Here is a 17,353-nt window from a genome sequence, read left to right as displayed (position 1 = left end):
AGTACCGAATTACCCCACCTCAGGGGAAGCCTTCCTTCCCTCGGAGGAAGAATCTCTACCCGCGGGGGGCGGGACGCGTCCCAACCCCCGCCTCTTCTCCGGAATCGCTTGGCCGGGCATGTGACCAGGGTTACGCTGCGTGCGCGAGAGATTATCTGTCGTGGCCATCTAGTAACCGGTCGCCGTGGCAGGGACGATCGCCCACCCCCGAGGGGACGGCGTCCCGGCACGACGGTGAGGAGGCCGGAATCGATGTCGGATCCCCCTCGGAAAGAAACGGACGTGGCTCGCCGGATCCGCGCGCACGCTCTGGCCCGAGGGCGCACCCCGGTCGAGATAGCGCAGGAGATCCACGAGCAGTGCGGGCCGTTGTTCGGCACCAGCAGGGTCAAGGCGCACCGCCTGGCCCACGGCGTCGCGCTGTCCGACATCGTGGCGCAGGTCAAGGCGCTCTACGAGGTCGACGGCAAACCACTTCCCCGGCTCGGGGAGACGCTGCTGTCCGCCTACGAGAGCGGGTACAAGCGACCCGGTCCCGAGTACCTGCACTACCTCTGCGCCGTCTACCGGGTGGAACCCGACGCGCTCGACTACCAGAGTCCCTGCATCTGCGGCCGCGGCCACGCCACTCGCACGGGCGTTCCGAACGTCCCCCGTCCGCGCGCGCCCGAACGGCGCCCGGCACCCGCCCCCGACGCTCTCGTCGGGGCGATCGTCCCCAGAGGCGAAGAGCGCCCCTGGGTAACCGTCACCGAACTACGGGGCCCCGACCGCGCCGACGGCCCCCTGACCATTGATGTGGGAGAGGAGGACATCGTGCTTCGTAGGACCCTTCTGCAACTTCTGGCCGGAGCGGGCGTGGCGCTCGACGGTCAATTTCTTGGGGCCGTCGACAACCTGCGCCGCAAGATGGACGACACCCTCGTCGGCGCGACCGTCTCGCCGACCATGCTCGACCAGTGGGAGGAGACGACCTACGGCTACGGCCGGCAGTACCAGGCGACCCCTTCCCTCCGGATGCTCTGCGACGTGCTGCTCGACTTCAGCGAGGTGCGGCGCATGTGCGACAAGCGCCAGCCGGTCGAGCTGCAGGAACGGCTGTGCCGGATCGCGGCGCAGCTGTCCGGGCTGTCCGGGCTGATCATGATCAACCTGGGCGACCACCGGCTGGCCCGCTCGTTCTTCCGGACGGCGCGCACCGCCGCCGACGAGACCGGAGACCGGCAGCTGCGCGCCTGGGTGACCGTCCGCGAGTCCCTGGTGCCGATGTACTACGGCGACCCTCGCGAGGCGCTGCACCTCGCCCGCAAGGCACAGGACCTCGCGGGCCGCACCCCCGGCGTCGCCGCCGCCATGGCGCCCGCCGTCGAGGCGCGCGCACTCGGCATGCTCGCGATGCGCGGACGCGGCGACGCCGCGCCGAGCGCCCGCCGCGCCCTCGTGCGCGGCCGGTCGGTGTTCGACCAGCTGTCCAAGACCGACACCGGCGACCTCGTCTTCGGCTTCACCGACCGGCAGATGGCCTTCTACGAGGGCGACACCTTCACCAACCTCGGCGACCACAAGCACGGCGACGAGGTGCTCAGCCACGCGCTCACCCTCTACTCGGCCACCGACCGCGTCGACCTGACCCTCGTGCGCCTCGACCGGGCGATGTGCAAGCTGCACGCCGGCCACCCCGAGGCCGCGCTGACGGCCGGGCGGGAGGCCATCCTCGACCTGCCGTCCGACCACCGGTCCGACATCCTCGTGCACCGCGCCCGGCAGATCGGCGCGGCCGTCAACGCCAAGTGCGGCGAGATCCCGGAACTGAAGGACTTCTACGAGGCGCTCGCCGGCCCCTGGGTGCAGAGTCCCACCCAGGACCAGCCCTCCGTCCGCCCGGGCGAGCAGGTCTGACCGGGCATGGGCACGCCTGACAGCGCCTCCTCGCAGGGCCACCACACCCTCGTCCGCGTCCAGGACGAGCCCCCCGCCTGGCGTTTCGGGGCCCTGCGCCTCCGCCGCTACCACGCCGCCGACCACGGCACCGTCCTCGCCCTCCATCGTCAGGGCCTGGCCCAGGTCGGCCTGCGACCGGGCGACGGCGTCTACTACGACCACGACTTCTTCCGGATGGAGGACATCTATCTCCGCAACGACGGCGAGTTCCTCGTCGGCGAACTCGACGGCGGGATCGTCGCGATGGGCGGCCTGCGCCGCGCCGACCTCATCCCCGGCGGCCACGCCCGCGCGTTCGGCGGCTACGCCCCCGGAGCCCCCACCCTGGACGCCGCCGAGATGGTCCGCCTGCGCGTCCTGCCCGCCGTCCAGCGCCGCGGGTACGGTGCCGCCGTGGTCCAGGCGCTGGAGGAACGCGCCGTCGAGTACGGCTACCGCATCCTGCGCGCGGACACCACCGAACTCCAGGGCCCGGCACTGGCCCTCTACCGCAGGTTCGGCTGGACGGAGACCCGCCGCGAAACCATAGGCGGCATAGTGAACATCTACATCGAGCGCCGACTCCGCTAAGGCCACCGCCTCTCACTACCGCGGCGACCGGCTTCCTCCCACGACCTGCATCAGGGGGTAGCGGCGTTGTCGGATGGCGGTGAAGCCGCGGTCGGCGAGGGCTTCGGTGACCTCGCGGTCACCGAAGACGGTGAATCCCGTGGCGCGGCGGAGGAGTTCGCCGCCGAGCCGGGCGGAGGGGAGCGGGGCCGGGCGGCGCGAGGTGAGGATGACGAGGCGGCCGCCGGGCTTGAGGACGCGGGTCATGCCGTCCACGGCCGTCCACGGATCGTCGAACAGGTACAGCGCTCCGAAGCAGCAGACGGCGTCGAACGCGCCGTCGCGGAACGGCAGGTCGACGGCGTCGCCGCGGACGTAGCGGACGTCCGCGCCGGGGTCGGTGTCGGCGACGGCGCGGGCCAGCATGCTCTCGGACGCGTCGAGGCCGACGACCAGCCCCTCCGGGCCGATGCCGGCGGCGAGGGCGCGGGTGACGTTGCCGGGCCCGCACGCCACGTCGAGGACGGTCGCGGGCGGGCGGGCCGCGTAGCCGGGGTGCGACAGCCCGAGCCAGTCCCGGGCCATCGCGTGCTCCTCGGCGGTGTCCGGGCCGAGCGGCCAGCCCTTCGCCAGGTTGAACCCGACGGGCCGCCACACCTTCTCGTAGATCCGCGGCAGGAACGTCGACTCCATCACCGACTGGGCGAGGGACGGCGGCGCCTTCGCGGACGGCCCGAGCAGATCGAGGTAGCCGGCGGACACGTCCGGCGTCCCGGGCGGCTCGCGGAGCAGATCGAGCACGCGATCCGCGGTGGCGGGGGCCATCGACTCGCTCATCCAGCTATTAGACCATGCGTCAATTCATCCTCGCCGCGCGGCCTCCCCGGCAGGACGAGACCGGTCTGCGCGGCCATGAACGAGAGGGTGTCGGTCATCAGGTCGGCCGAGCGGCTCACCGAGCGGGCGGCGTGCCCGACCTCCGCCTCGTCGCGCAGCAGGACCGGGGAGTCCGACGCGGTCGCGTGCTGCAGCGCGGCGCACAGCTTGCGGGCGTGCAGCGGGTCCACGCGGGTGTCGCTGCCGAACGTCGTGAACAGGACGGCCGGGTAGGCGGTCCCGGCGTGGACGTGGTGGTACGGCGAGTAGCCGATGAGCCAGCCGAACTCCTCGGGGTCGTCGGCCGTCCCGTACTCGTCGTTCCACGTCTGGCCCAGGCCGAACCTCTCGTACCGGACCATGTCCAGCAGCGGCGCCGAGCACACGACGGCGCGGTACAGGTCGGGACGCTGGGTGAGCGCGGCGCCCACGAGGAGGCCGCCGTTGGAGCCGCCGGAGATCGCGAGCCGGGACGGCGTGGTGAGGCCGTCCGCGATCAGCTTCTCGGCGGCGGCGTGGAAGTCGTCGAACACGTTCTGCTTGCGTTCCCGCATGCCGGCGCGGTGCCACTCCTCGCCCTCCTCGGACCCGCCGCGCAGGTTCGCGACCGCGTAGACGCCGCCCGCCTCGACCCACGCGAGGATGCTCGCCGAGTACGACGGCGTGAGCGAGATGTTGAAACCGCCGTATCCGTAGAGGATCGCGGGGCGCGGCCCGGACATGCCGGGGCGGGCCGCCACCAGCATCCGCACCTCGGTTCCGTCCCGCGACGTGAAGACGACCTGGCGCGTCTCGATCTCCGGAACCTCGACCGTGCCGGGCGCGGACGCCCAGAGCGTCGTCTCCCCGGTGCGCGCGTCGTACCGCAGGACCGACGACGGGGTGACGTTGTCGGTGTAGCCGAACCACGCCTCGTGCCCGCCCTCGGGCCGCTCGATGATCCCGCCGATCGACCCCAGCCCGGGCGTCGGGACGGTGCCGAGCCGCTCCCCGGACTCCAGGTCGTGGACGGTGATCTCGCTGATCGCGTGGCGCATCCACGCGGCGAGCAGAACCGGGCGTTCCAGCGCGTCGAGGATCGCGTAGTCGGTCAGGACGGCCTCGGGGTCCTGCGGGATCAGGTCCCGCCACGTCCCGTAGGAGAGGTCGGACGGGTCGGCGACGCACAGCCGGGACCGGGGCGCGTCGCGGTCGGTGAAGACGTAGGCGCGGCCGTCCCGTCCGACGTGGACGCCGGTCTCGGCGTCCACGCCCTCCTGCACGGCCCGCAGCTCGGGCGCCTCGGGGGATGACGCGGACAGGTCGGCGATCCACAGGTCGTTGCGCGGCGCCGTGCCCTGCGACGACGACACCGTCAGCCAGCGCCCGTCCCGGCTGACCCCGACCCCGTAGTAGTTGGTCTTGTCCATGTCCGCGCCGAAGATCAGCACGTCGTCGCTGTCGGGTTCGGTGCCGACCCGGTGCAGGTAGACGCGCCGGTGGTACTGCTCCTCGCCCGCCGGGACGTCCCGCGCGGGCAGCCGGCGCACGTAGTAGTACGCCTCGCCGCCCGGCAGCCACGCCACCGACGAGTACCGGGCCCGGTCGATCGGGCCCTCCACCCGCTCGCCCGTCGCGATGTCCATGACGTACAGCAGCGACTCCTCGTCACCACCGGTCGACACCTTGTACGCCAGGAGGCGGCCCTCCTTGTCGGGCTGCCAGCCGTCCAGCGTCGTCGTCCCGTCCGGGTCGAGGGCCATCGGGTCGACCAGGACGCGCTCGGACCCGTCCGGGTCCACGGTGTAGAGCACCGGATGCTCCTGGTCGGCGGCGCGGCGCGTGAAGAGGCGCCGCTCGCCCCGCCACACCGGGGATCCGACGCTCCCCGCGCCGAGCAGCTCCCCGAGGCGCGCGCGCAGGCCCTCACGTCCCGGCAGCTCGTCCACGACCTTGTGGAACAGCCGGTCCTGGGCGGCGAGCCACTCCCTGGTCTCGTCGCTGTCGGCGTCCTCCAGCCAGCGGTACGGGTCGGAGACCTGGTGACCGTGGACGTCCTCGACGATTTCCTGGCGCTGTGCGGGCGGATACGGCGTCATGGATGCACTGTATTGGCCGATCTGGGCTGCCCGCCCCAGGCACTCCCGGCGGCTTTCGCGTTCGAGCGGGCCCCGGGCGGGGGAATATTGGGGTAGCGGACGGGCTCCCTCAGACGCCACACTGATGTGGTCGGTTCGCCCCTGGGGAGGTCCTCATGGCGAGTGCGCAGGTACCGGAGACGATAATCGGGCCTCGGCAGGAGGCGCGCTCAGCCGCGTCCGCCGAGGCGAAAGTCCAGCACAGCCCGGTGGAGGGCGTCTGATGCGACAGGTCCTCCTCCTGAACGCGACGTACGAACCACTCACCACGCTCCCGCTCCGGCGGGCGGTCTGCCTCGTGCTTCGCGAGAAGGCGGAGATCGTCCACCACGACACGACGGGCGCCGTACTCCATTCGGCCACGATGACGGTCGAGGTTCCGTCCGTCATCCGGCTCCGGCGCTACGTCCGCATCCCCTTTCGCACCCGCGTCCCCCTCACCCGCGCCGCACTGATGCGCCGTGACAACTTCCGCTGCGTCTACTGCGGCCGCCGCGCCGAGACGATCGACCACGTCCATCCGCGGAGCCGCGGCGGCAAGCACGTCTGGGAGAACTGCGTCGCGTCCTGCATGACCTGCAACCATCGCAAGGCCGACCGGCTGCTGTCCGAACTCGGCTGGACGATGAGCGTCACGCCCGCCGTTCCCCGGGGCGCGCACTGGCGGCTCATCGGCCTCGTCCACGACGGCGACCCCCAGTGGGCCGCCTACGTCTCCGAACCCGCCGCCTGACGCGGACGCCCGCCGCCCGTATCCTGGAGGCGTGCCTCGCTATGACTACCGCTGCCGGGCGTGCGGTTCGACCTTCGAGGTCTCCCGCCCGATGATCAACGCGTCCGACCCGGCGACCTGCCCGGACGGCCACGACGACACCGTGAAGCTGCTGTCCACGGTCGCCGTCACCGGCACCTCCCGGGCCGGCGCCCCGCAACCCCCGCCGAGCGCGGGCGGTGGCTGCTGCGGCGGAGGCTGCTGCTCCTAGCCCCGCCGCTCCTAACCCCACCCTCCTAGCCCTGCTGGGCGGCGCGCATGGCCTTGGCCGTCGCGCCGGCGTCGTAGGGGTCGGGGAGGCCCTGGAGCAGCACGGTGGTGGCCGGGATGTGGTCGGTGCGCATGGGCAGGATCGCCTGGTAGGCGTCCGACGCGTACCAGCCGCGGGCCTTGTCCATGTCGGGGAACTCGATCAGGACGTACAGGCCGTCCAACGGGCCCTCGACCACCTCGGGCAGCGTGTTGTGGACGAGGAAGCGCCCGCCGAACGGGTCCATGGTGGCCTGGATGCGCTCCATGTAGGTGAACACGTCGTCGTGCAGGGGCGGCTGCGGCCACATGTGGGCGAGGGCGTAGGCGGTCATCGCGGTCTCCTTGGGTGGTGGGCCGGGGCCGTATCGCCCCGGCACGCACCACTCTGTACCCGCGAGGGAACGGAAGCGATTACCCGTCAGGTAACGCCCGCGCCCGCTTCGCTCAGCCCTGTTGCACGTGGGGGCGACCCCCACACGCCGGTTCGCTTCGCTCAGTTGGTCGGGCGGTCGAGCTGCGACACGTCGCGGGCCGCGCCGGTGGAGGCGGACGTGGCCATCGCGGCGTACGCGCGCAGCGCGGCGCTGACCGGGCGGTGCCGGTCGCGAGGACGGTAGCCGCCGAGGTCGGCGAGCAGCTTCTCGCGGCGGATCTCCAGCTCGTCGGCCGGAACGTCCAGCTCCAGGACCCGGTTCGGGATGTCGATCACGACGCGGTCGCCGTCCTCGACGAGAGCGATGATCCCGCCGCCGGCGGCCTCCGGGGAGGCGTGCCCGATGGACAGCCCGGACGTGCCGCCGGAGAACCGGCCGTCGGTGACCAGCGCGCACGCCTTGCCGAGCCCGCGGCCCTTGAGGAAGCTCGTCGGGTACAGCATCTCCTGCATGCCGGGGCCGCCCTTCGGGCCCTCGTAGCGGATCACGACCACGTCGCCGGCCTTGACCTTGCCGCCGAGGATGCCCTCGACGGCCTGGTCCTGCGACTCGAAGACGACGGCGGGGCCGGTGAACGTCCACAGCTCCTCGTCCACGCCGGCGGTCTTGACGATCGCGCCGTCGGGGGCGATGTTGCCGCGCAGCACGGCGAGGCCGCCGTCGGCGGTGTAGGCGTGCTCGGCGGAGCGGATGCAGCCGTTCTCGCGGTCGAGGTCGAGCGACTCCCAGCGGGCGCTCTGCGAGAAGGCGGAGGTGCTGCGGACGCCGCCGGGCGCCGCGTGGAACAGTTCCACGGCCTCCGGCAGGACGTCGGGGGAGCGGACGTCCCACTTGGCGACGAACTCGTCCATGGACGCCGAGTGGATCGAGTGCGCGGAGCGGTTCAGCAGCCCGGCGCGGTTCAGTTCGCCGAGGAGGGCGGGGATGCCGCCGGCGCGGTGGCAGTCCTCGACGTGGTACTTGCCGGTGGCCGGGGCCAGCTTGCAGACGCAGGGGACGCGGCGCGAGACCGCGTCGATGTCGGAGAGCCCGAAGTCGACGCCGGCCTCGGTGGCGGCGGCGAGCAGGTGCAGGATCGTGTTGGTGGAGCCGCCCATCGCCACGTCCAGGACCATGGCGTTCTCGAACGCCTCGCTGGTCGCGATGCTCAGCGGCAGGACGGACTCGTCGTCGCCGTCGTAGTAGCGGCGGGCGACGTCCACGACGGTGCGGCCGGCGTCCTCGTAGAGGCGGCGGCGGGCGGTGTGGGTGGCGAGGACGGTGCCGTTGCCGGGCAGCGCCAGGCCGATCGCCTCGGTGAGGCAGTTCATCGAGTTGGCGGTGAACATGCCGGAGCAGGACCCGCAGGTCGGGCAGGCGCTCTCCTCCATCTCCAGCAGCTTCTCCTCGGAGAGCGAGGAGTCGGCGGAGGCGATGATCGGGTCGATCAGGTCGAGCTTGTTGCCGCCGAGGACGCCCTCGACGGGCTTGCCGGCCTCCATCGGCCCGCCGGAGACGAACACCGTCGGGATGTTGAGCCGCAGCGCGGCCAGCAGCATCCCCGGGGTGATCTTGTCGCAGTTGGAGACGCAGACCAGGGCGTCGGCGCAGTGCGCGTTGACCATGTACTCGATCGCGTCGGCGATCACCTCGCGGGACGGCAGCGAGTACAGCATGCCGTCGTGGCCCATCGCGATGCCGTCGTCCACGGCGATCGTGTTGAACTCGCGGGGCACGCCGCCGGCCTCGCGGACGGCGCCGGCGACGACCTTGCCGACCTCGTCCAGGTGGACGTGGCCGGGCACGAACTGGGTGAAGCTGTTGGCCACCGCGACGATCGGCTTGCCGAAGTCCTCGCGTTCTACGCCGCTGGCCCGCATGAGAGCGCGGGCTCCCGCCATGTTCCTGCCATGGGTGACCGTGCGTGACCTTAGCGGTGGCATTGTGACCTCTCGAAGCTGTGACGTGCCGGGACTCGCGCGGGCCGGCCGACCCCCGATGCTATCAACCGGTGGAGGGCAGGAAAAAAGCCGGGACCACGCCGTCCCGGCTTTGCGGACGGGCGGCCCGGGGAAGATGGGCCGCCCTCGGGCCCTCAGTCGGGGTACTTCGGCGGCAGGGCCTGCTCGGCCGCCTGGAAGATGCGCTGGACGTCGCCGTCGGTGAGGATCTTCGGACGGCGGCGCAGGTACGAGCGCGCCCGGTTGCCCGCGTAGACGTCCACGTCCCGGACCCGCATGACCTTCCACGGGATGGACGGGCCGTAGATGGCCACGGAGGGCTGCACGGGGACGTCGAAGCCGACCTGCTCGCCGAGGATGCTGCTCGCCTGCTGGGCCTCCCAGCGCGCCTCGTCCAGCCGGTCCTTCTTGTTGAAGGGGCCGTGGAAGAGCTTGAGATGGGACATGGTGCGCACGGGGAGGCGCTTGTCCCACTTCTCCGAGTCGATGGCGTAGACGCCGCTCGGCCCGATCACCAGGTGGTCGATCCGCCCGTCGCTGACGCCCTCGTCGTCGCGGGGCACGGCCCGCGCGTGCAGCACGAGGTACCCGTTGCGCTGCAGGGACTTCAGCTGCTTCTCGGTGCGCCGTTCGGCCGCCGAGGACTTCTGCCACGCGGTGACGGTGGAGCTCTTACGGGACTGCCGGACGACGTCGCCGATGACCACGAGGACCGCGACGGTGAGGCCGAGCCGCCAGCCGGCCAGGACGAGGACGGCGACGCCGGCGACGACGGCCGCGCCCGCCCGCCACATCCAGCGGCGGGTCCGGGGGTCGTCCAGCATCGCCGCGGCGGTGCTCTCCTCCGGCCGCTCCTTCACCGGTACCGGGTGGTGGTGCTCACGCGTCTCCTCGGATTCGCCCCGGGGCCGTGCCCTGGCTCCCTGCGTATTGCCCCGCTCCATGATCGCCATGAGTGACGCTCCGTATTCCTTTCCCATCGGGGGCATGATCCTCCGTGCGCAGAGTAATCATCGCCCTGGTCGCCGACTAGTCATGTCGGGTTAATAGTTTTGTCGCCCCAGGACGGTGATTCACTTACGGCACGGTCGGGTAGGCCGGTATTCCTCTCCTTCCACCGCTGTTGTCCTGTCTGCCCTCTTTGATGCCCGCGCACACGGCGTCTAGCGTTCCGGTTTGTGACACAAACCCATGACCTCAGCGCCACCCGGATGGCCGCGGCCGTCCGCACCAGGGAAGTATCCCCGGTCGAGCTCGCCGACCATTACCTGGCCCGCATCGAACGGCTGAACGAGCAGGTCGGCGCCTACGTGACGGTCACCTCCGAGCGCGCCCGCGAGGAGGCGCGCCGCGCCGAGAAGGCGGTGACGGACGCGGCCGACCCGGCGGAGCTGCCCCCGCTGCACGGCGTCCCGGTCCCGATCAAGGACCTGAACATGGTGAACGGCGTCCGGATGACGTTCGGCTCGGCCGTCTTCTCCGAGCTGACCGGGTTCGCGGACGACCACGTGGTGTCCAAGCTGGCGCGGGCCGGGTCGGTGCTCCTCGGCAAGACGACGACGCCGGAGTTCGGGCTGCCCTGCTACACCGAGGGCGCCGTGTCGCCTCCCGCCCGGACGCCCTGGGACCCGTCCCGGTCGGCGGGCGGCTCCAGCGGCGGCGCCGCGGCGGCGGTCGCGTCCGGACTGGCGCCGGTCGCGCAGGGCAGCGACGGCGGCGGTTCGATCCGCATCCCGAGCAGCGTCTGCGGGCTCTTCGGCATCAAGCCGACCCGGGGCCGGATCTCGCAGGGGCCGATCATCCCCGACCTGTTCGGGCTCTCCACGAACGGGCCGATCGCGCGTACCGTCCGCGACGCCGCCCTCCTCCTGGACGTCATGTCGGGCCACATGCCCGGCGACCTGTACAGGGCGCCGCAGGCCGACGAGCCTTTCCTCGCCCACGCCGGCCGTGCGCCCGGCAGGCTGCGGATCGCGCGGAGCCTTCAGCCGCCCGTGCCGGACGCCGAAGTCCACCCCGACTGTGTCGCCGCCTACGAGGACGCTTCGGCACTCCTGGAGGAACTCGGGCACGAGATAGTGGAGCTTCCGCAGGTCCTCGGCTCGGACCTCCTCCCGCACTTCGCGACGCTCTGGGGCGTGATGGCGACGATGACGCCAGTTCCGGAGGAGAGCGAGCACCTCCTTCAGCCGTTGACCCGGCACCTGCGGGAGTACGGCAACCGGACAACGGCGCCGGAGCTGTTCCAAGCGCATGCCGCGCTGCAGGGTGCGCTGCGCGCGGCATTCCCGGTGATGGACGAGTTCGACGCGATCCTGACCCCGACGCTGGCCATGCCGCCCGTCCCGGTCGGGTACTTCCACGACCAGGAGCCCGCGGAGAACTTCCGGCGCCAGGCGCAGTTCACCCCGTTCTGCGCGATGTACAACATCACCGGGCAGCCGGCCGTGAACGTCCCACTGCACTGGAACGACGAGGGACTGCCCATCGGGGTCATGCTCGCCGGACGTCTCGGCGGCGAGGGCACCTTGATCTCGCTGTCCGCACAGCTCGAAGAGGCCCGCCCCTGGATCGGCCGCAAGCCCGCGATCTGGACGGCGTGAGCACCGCCGCACCGGGCATGGTGCAGGCGTGGGTGACGACGAACTGATCAGGCTGGCCGGGCAGCACGGGGTCGCGACGCGGTACGCGGACTGGCGCGGACAGGAGACCGCGGTCTCGCCCGGCACGCTCGTCGCCGTCCTGGCCGCTCTCGGGGTGGACGCCTCGACCCCGGCCGCCGTCCGGGCGGAACTGGACCGCCGGCGTGAACGGGCGCGCGGGCTTCCGCCGAACATCGTGGTCCGCCACGCGCACGGCGGGACGGGCGGCCGGATCGTCGCGGCGCTGCGGCGGCATCTGGAGCCGGACGAGGCCGCCGAGGTGGAGATCAAGCTCGGCGTGGACGAGGTCCTCGCCCCACCGCAGGCTCACGACGCCCCGTCCGAGCGGACGTTCGAGCCGCTGGCGGACGACCCGGACGTGCCGCCGGGCTGGCATCACCTGCGCGTGCGGCGCGGGGCCCGGTGGCAGTACACGATGCTGCTGGTCGCGCCGTCCTCGTTGCGCCCGCCGCCCGGCACATGGGGGTTCACGGCGCAGCTGTACTCGGTCCGGTCCGGCGCGTCCTGGGGACTCGGCGACCTGCGCGACCTCGCGGACCTCGCGAGCTGGAGCGGCCGGGAGCTGGGCGCCGGCTTCGTCCTGGTCAACCCGCTGCACGCGACGGAGCCGGTCCCGCCGATCGGGCCGTCCCCGTACTCGCCGATGAGCCGCCGCTTCCCCTCGCCGATCTATCTGCGGGTCGAGGACGTGCCGGAGTACGCGGACCTCCCTGTCGAGGACAGGGCGCGGTTCGCATCCCTGGCGGCCAAGCTGCGCGGCCGGGAAGGGCTGCTGGACAGGGACGCGGTGTGGGCCGCCAAGCTGGAGGCCCTGGAGACCATGTACCGCCTCCGGCGGGAGCGCGACCCGGAGTTCGAGGCGTTCCGCCGGCGCGAACAGCCGGCGCTCGGAAGCTTCTCCACGTGGTGCGCCATCAGCGAGGAGCAGGGCACCGCGGACTGGCGGCGCTGGCCGTCCCGCCTGCGGAACGCCCGCGACCGCGGCGTGGTGGAGGCCCGCGAGTACGACCGCCGGGCGGACTTTCACGCATGGCTCCAGTGGCGCCTGGACGGCCAGCTCGCGGCGGCGCAGCGGGCGGCCCGGGACGCCGGGATGCCGGTCGGGATCGTCCACGACCTGGCGGTCGGGGTGCCGCACGGCAGCGCCGACGCCTGGATGTACCGCGATCTCTACGCACCCGGGATGAGCGTCGGGGCGCCCCCGGACGAGTTCAACCAGCGCGGCCAGGACTGGGGCCAGCAGCCGTGGCGGCCGGACGCGCTCGCCCTCGCCGGCTACCGGCCGTTCCGCGAGATGGCGGCCGCCGCGCTGCGGCACGCCGGCGGGATCCGCCTGGACCACGCCATGCAGGTGTCGCGCCTCTGGTGGGTGCCCGAGGGTGCGTCCCCCGCCGACGGCACCTACGTCCGCTATGACCGGGACGCGCTGCTCGGCTGCCTGACCTGGGAGGCCGAGCGCTTCGGCGCGGCGGTCGTGGGGGAGGACCTCGGCACCGTCGAGCCGGAGGTCCGGGAGGCGCTGGCCGACCGCGGCGTCCTCGGTACGTCCCTCCTCTGGTTCGAGCGCGACGACCAGGGGCGTCCCAAGCCTCCGGGCCGATGGCGGGAGCTCTCCCTGGCGACGGTCGGCACCCACGACATGCCGCCGATCACCGGGTTCGTGCACGGCGACCACATCGATCTCCGCGACCGGCTCGGCCTGCTGACCCGTTCCCGGGCCGAGGAGGAGGACGATCACCGCCGCCGGCTGAACGACTGGCTGACCGTCCTGCACACCGAGAACCTGCTCTCCGCCCCGCCCGCCGAGGTCATGCAGGCCCTGGCGGACGGCTCCACCGCCTACGACGAGCGGATCGTGACCGCACTGCAGGACTTCCTGACCCGCACCCCGGCCCGCCTGATCGGCATCTCGCTGGCCGACGCCGTGGGCGAGCGCCGCACCCAGAACCAGCCGGGCACCACCGACGAGTACCCGAACTGGCGCGTCCCGCTGGCGGACGCGGAGGGCCGGCCCGTCCTCCTGGACGACCTCAAGACGCGGGACGCGCTCACCCTCTTCACGCGAGAGTCGACATGATGCGCTTCGTGACGTCGTGGAGAAGCGTGTCGGGGTGCAGATCGGCGGTGGCGATCGCGGAGAAGAGGGCGGGAAGGCCCGGGAGCGGATAGGAGTCGTCCGCGTCCGCCAGCGCCGCCTTGCCCAGCGGGTGGTGGGAGAGCGACCTGCGGGAGCGCGCCCACGCCGTCTGCACCTCCTCCGGGGACGGGACGCCGAACCCGTGGCCGACCGGGGCGGCGTGCCGGAGCTTCACGAGGGCGCCGTCGGTGAAGTCGGAGGCGAGCCTGCAGCGTTCGGCGAGGCCGGCGCGGACGAGGTCGTCCAGGCGGGTCACCACGGTGCACGGGGTGCGGCAGCGGGCGGCGCAGACGCCGAGCGCGGACGCGACCTGGCTGTGCTGGCGGTCGAGGTAGGCCCGCCAGCCGGGCGGCGGCTCCTTGGCGACGCGCAGGGTCCGCTCGCAGGCGGACCGTTCCGGCCGGGTGTGGTCGCACATGCGGGGCGAGCCGGGCTCCACGGTGACGCCGAAGCGGCTGCCCTCGCCGTCCACGGCCGCGCCGATCAGCGCCGGGTCGCCCGCGTGGCCGAGGACCGGTTCCCAGGCCAGCATCGGCAGGTACTCGCCGGCGATGTGGACGGCGGCGACGAGCGCGGCCATGTCGCGGCGGTGCCAGCGGATCGCGATGACCTCCAGCAGCAGGGCGTAGGCGGGCCGCAGGCTGGCGAGCGCTCCGCGGGGACGCTCCCGCGGAGCCTGCGGCATCCGGCTGGCGCGGGCCCGGTCGAGGAGGTCCTGCGGGACCTCGCCGACGTCCTCGGGCATGCCGAAGTCCTCGGCGTCCAGGTCGAGGACGCGCTGCCCGAACGCGCAGAGCGCCGCGACGGCGCTGGAGCCTCCGTCCGCGGCCAGGGTGCCCTCCGTGATCAGGGCCTCCAGGTCCCCGAACGCATAGCGCCGCGCCAGTGCCGTCAGAACGTCCCGAGCCGTCTCCACGTCGCCGTCCTCTCCCCGTGACCATGCAACGATCGCACGGTCACGGGGGTCAAGGACAGCTGGTCAGGACGAGGCGGCGTCCTTCGCGCGGGCGCGCAGGGCCCGGGCGACGCCGTCGCGTCCCTCCGACAGCAGGCGGGTGAGCGCCGCCGGCGGCTTCTCGTCGGCGATGTAGGCCTCGGTGCGGTCGATCGTGGACTGCTCGATCACCAGGAAGGGGTAGGCGACCTCGGCGAACGTCTGGGACATGTCGCTGCTCCACTCCTTCCAGACGCGCCCGACCTCGGCGAAGTACCGGTCCACGTAGGGGACGAGGAGGTCGGCCTGGTCGGGCTCCACGAAGCCGCTGAACGTCGCCCGGTAGACGGCGTTCGGCAGATCGCCCGCGACGATCCGCTCCCACGCGCTCGCCTTCGCCTCGGCGGTCGGGATCGCGGCCTTGCAGGCCGCGGCGTGCCGCTCGCCGGCCGCGGTCTTGTCCCGCTCGTGCTCGGCGTCGATCTCGGCCTCGCCCGCCTTGCCGGTGATGACGAGGCGGCGCAGCAGCGCCCAGCGCAGGTCGGTGTCGACCGTGAGGCCGTCGAGGGCCTGCGAGCCGTCCAGCAGGCCCTGGACGAACGCCAGGTGCGCGTCGCTGACGGCCGACGCGGTGAACGCCTGCGTGTAGGCGAGCTGGAGGTCGGAGCCGGGCTCGGCCTCGCGGGCCAGGTCGGACAGGGTGTCCGCCAGCAGCGCCAGGCCCTCCTTGCGCCAGGCCGGGTCCGCGTACTGCTGGACGGCCGTCCGCGCCTGCCGCAGCAGCGTCTGCGTGACCGAGATGTCGGTGACGCCGCGGATGCCCTTCGCCACGAGCCGGACGTAGTCGCGCGTCGCCATCTCCGCGTCGCGCGTCATGTCCCACGCCGCCGACCAGCACAGGGCCCGCGCCAGGCTCTCCTTGACGTCGCCGATGTGCTCGATGAGCGTCTTCAGCGAGTGCTCGTCCAGCCGGATCTTGGCGTACGTGAGGTCGTCGTCGTTGATCAGCACCAGGTCGGGACGCTTCTTGCCGACGAGCTGCGGGACCTCGGTGCGGGCGCCGACCACGTCCAGTTCGACCCGGTCACGCCGGACGAGCCCGTCCTCCGTCCGGTCGTACAGGCCGATGGCGAGACGGTGCGAACGCAGCGTCGGGTAGTCGGCCTTGGCCTCCTGCAAGACGGCGAACGAGGAGAAGGCGCCGTCGGCGTCCACCTCGTACTCCGGACGCATCGTGTTGACTCCCGCGGTCTCCAGCCACTCCTTCGACCACGACGCCAGATCCCGTCCGGACGTCTCCTCCAGCGCTCCCAGCAGGTCGGTGAGGACGGTGTTGCCCCACGCGTGCCGGTCGAAGTAGCGCCGGACCCCCTCCAGGAAGTTGTCGAGGCCGACATAGGCCACGAGCTGCTTCAGGACGGACGCGCCCTTGGCGTAGGTGATCCCGTCGAAGTTCACCTCGACCGCGCGGATGTCGGGGATGTCGGCGGAGATCGGGTGCGTGGACGGCAGCTGGTCCTGCCGGTACGCCCACGCCTTCTCCAGGTTCGCGAACGTCGTCCACGAGCCCTTCCACTTGGTGGCCTCCGCCTGGCACAGCACGCTCATGTACGTGGCGAACGACTCGTTCAGCCAGAGGTCGTCCCACCAGCGCATGGTGACGAGGTCGCCGAACCACATGTGCGCCATCTCGTGCAGGATCGTCTCGGCGCGCCGCTCGTAGGCCGCGTCGGTGACCCGGGACCGGAAGACGTAGTCCTCCAGGAACGTCACGCAGCCCGCGTTCTCCATCGCGCCCGCGTTGAACTCGGGGACGAACAGCTGGTCGTACTTGGAGAACGGGTACGGGCGGCCGAAGACCTTCTCGAAGTAGGCGAAGCCCTGGCGGGTCACGTCCACGATCGCGGGGGCGTCGAGGTGCTCGGCCAGCGACGCCCGGCAGTAGACGCCGAGCGGGATGACGGTGCCGTCGTCGCGGCGGTGCTCGTCCCGGACGACGTGGTACGGCCCGGCGACGAGCGCGGTGATGTAGGTGGAGATCTCCGGTGTCGGCAGGAAGCGCCAGGTGCCGCCCTCCGCGGTCTCGGGGAGCTCGTTGGTGACGACCTCCCAGTTCTCCGGCGCCTTGACCGTCAGCTCGAAGGTGGCCTTCAGGTCGGGCTGGTCGAAGCAGGTGTACATCCGGTGCGCGTCGGCCGTCTCGAACTGCGAGTACAGGTACACGCTCTCGTCGACCGGGTCCACGAACCGGTGCAGGCCCTCACCCGAGCGGGAGTACTCGCAGTCGGCCACGACCCGGAGCTCGTTGTCGGCGGCCAGTCCGGGCAGCGGAATCCGGCCCTTCTCGGCGTCGTAGGACGACGGATCCAGGGCCTTACCGTTCAGCGTCACCTCCCGCACGACGGCGCCGTGCAGGTCGATGAAGGTGGACGCGCCGGTCTCGGCGCTCCCGAACCTGACCACGGTGGCGGAGCCGAACCGCTCCGCACCGGTCGTGAGGTCCAGGTCGACCGCGTACGACTCGACGGTGAGCAGCCGGGCCCGTTCCCGCGCCTCGTCGCGCGTGAGGTTGCCTGCCACATGAACTCCTTGGTCGGGTTAATCGCTTGGTGCCCTCATGTCTACCAACCGGAGGCCGATCCGGCCCGTCCCGGCACGGCCTTGGGATACCTCGCGCCGCCGGGAATCGGGACGGTCATGCTCTGGTTGTCGATTCAAGGACCCCGTTTTCCCCGCTC

Annotated in this window: 13 protein-coding genes; 6 read left to right on the top strand and 7 right to left on the bottom strand. The window is 72.0% G+C overall.

Going from position 1 to position 17,353, the window contains the following annotated elements:
- Positions 1-282 precede the first annotated feature (282 nt).
- Together ACQPZP_RS32915 and ACQPZP_RS32910 are read left to right on the top strand one after the other, a co-directional pair.
- A complete protein-coding gene (locus ACQPZP_RS32915) occupies positions 283-1,899 on the top strand; it encodes an XRE family transcriptional regulator (RefSeq protein WP_433463269.1) in 1,617 nt (538 codons plus the stop codon).
- 6 nt (positions 1,900-1,905) lie between these two features.
- Positions 1,906-2,511: a GNAT family N-acetyltransferase gene (locus tag ACQPZP_RS32910; protein WP_433473589.1), complete on the top strand. Its 606-nt coding sequence runs from the start codon at positions 1,906-1,908 to the stop codon at positions 2,509-2,511.
- Positions 2,512-2,526: 15 nt separating this feature from the next.
- Here the strand turns inward: ACQPZP_RS32910 and ACQPZP_RS32905 are convergent, their stop codons facing one another.
- A complete protein-coding gene (locus ACQPZP_RS32905; protein ID WP_433473588.1) occupies positions 2,527-3,327 on the bottom strand; it encodes a class I SAM-dependent methyltransferase in 801 nt (266 codons plus the stop codon).
- Complete coding sequence (locus ACQPZP_RS32900; protein ID WP_433473587.1) at positions 3,324-5,444, bottom strand: prolyl oligopeptidase family serine peptidase; 2,121 nt, start codon at positions 5,442-5,444, stop codon at positions 3,324-3,326. The genes ACQPZP_RS32905 and ACQPZP_RS32900 overlap by 4 nt, the downstream gene beginning before the upstream one ends.
- Positions 5,445-5,706: 262 nt before the next feature.
- Between ACQPZP_RS32900 and ACQPZP_RS32895 the strand changes: the two genes are divergently transcribed.
- Positions 5,707-6,216, top strand: a complete 510-nt coding sequence (locus ACQPZP_RS32895; RefSeq protein WP_433473586.1) for an HNH endonuclease — start codon at positions 5,707-5,709, stop codon at positions 6,214-6,216.
- 31 nt (positions 6,217-6,247) lie between these two features.
- Positions 6,248-6,466 (top strand): FmdB family zinc ribbon protein, encoded by a 219-nt coding sequence (locus ACQPZP_RS32890; RefSeq protein ID WP_433463264.1) that lies wholly within the window; start codon positions 6,248-6,250, stop codon positions 6,464-6,466.
- A gap of 25 nt (positions 6,467-6,491) precedes the next feature.
- Here the strand turns inward: ACQPZP_RS32890 and ACQPZP_RS32885 are convergent, their stop codons facing one another.
- The 3 genes from ACQPZP_RS32885 to ACQPZP_RS32875 form a co-directional block, all read right to left on the bottom strand.
- Entirely contained in the window at positions 6,492-6,839 is a 348-nt protein-coding gene (locus ACQPZP_RS32885; RefSeq protein WP_433473585.1) for a DUF1330 domain-containing protein, read from the bottom strand.
- A 161-nt stretch (positions 6,840-7,000) separates the two neighbouring features.
- On the bottom strand, positions 7,001-8,863 hold the full coding sequence (gene ilvD / locus ACQPZP_RS32880) for a dihydroxy-acid dehydratase (protein ID WP_433473584.1): 1,863 nt from the start codon (positions 8,861-8,863) through the stop codon (positions 7,001-7,003).
- Between the two features lie 152 nt (positions 8,864-9,015).
- Positions 9,016-9,861 carry a nuclease-related domain-containing protein gene (locus tag ACQPZP_RS32875; RefSeq protein ID WP_433473583.1) on the bottom strand — a complete coding sequence of 282 codons (846 nt, stop codon included), beginning with the start codon at positions 9,859-9,861 and terminating at the stop codon, positions 9,016-9,018.
- A 198-nt stretch (positions 9,862-10,059) separates the two neighbouring features.
- Between ACQPZP_RS32875 and ACQPZP_RS32870 the strand changes: the two genes are divergently transcribed.
- Together ACQPZP_RS32870 and malQ are read left to right on the top strand one after the other, a co-directional pair.
- A complete protein-coding gene (locus tag ACQPZP_RS32870) occupies positions 10,060-11,484 on the top strand; it encodes an amidase (protein ID WP_433473582.1) in 1,425 nt (474 codons plus the stop codon).
- 28 nt (positions 11,485-11,512) lie between these two features.
- Positions 11,513-13,621 carry a 4-alpha-glucanotransferase gene (gene malQ, locus ACQPZP_RS32865; protein WP_433473581.1) on the top strand — a complete coding sequence of 703 codons (2,109 nt, stop codon included), beginning with the start codon at positions 11,513-11,515 and terminating at the stop codon, positions 13,619-13,621.
- On the opposite strand, the gene ACQPZP_RS32860 is transcribed toward malQ, so the two are convergent.
- Together ACQPZP_RS32860 and pepN are read right to left on the bottom strand one after the other, a co-directional pair.
- On the bottom strand, positions 13,602-14,597 hold the full coding sequence (locus ACQPZP_RS32860; protein ID WP_433473580.1) for a hypothetical protein: 996 nt from the start codon (positions 14,595-14,597) through the stop codon (positions 13,602-13,604). The two genes, malQ and ACQPZP_RS32860, sit on opposite strands and share 20 nt — an antisense overlap.
- Positions 14,598-14,660: 63 nt before the next feature.
- Positions 14,661-17,195, bottom strand: coding sequence for an aminopeptidase N (gene pepN, locus ACQPZP_RS32855; RefSeq protein ID WP_433473579.1), 2,535 nt, complete (start codon positions 17,193-17,195; stop codon positions 14,661-14,663).
- Positions 17,196-17,353: the final 158 nt, after the last annotated feature.

Source organism: Spirillospora sp. CA-142024, from assembly GCF_050942325.1.
Lineage (GTDB): Bacteria > Actinomycetota > Actinomycetes > Streptosporangiales > Streptosporangiaceae > Spirillospora.
The sequence above is the reverse complement of the archived record's forward strand: the minus strand, read 5'-3'. Positions and strand labels throughout refer to the sequence as shown.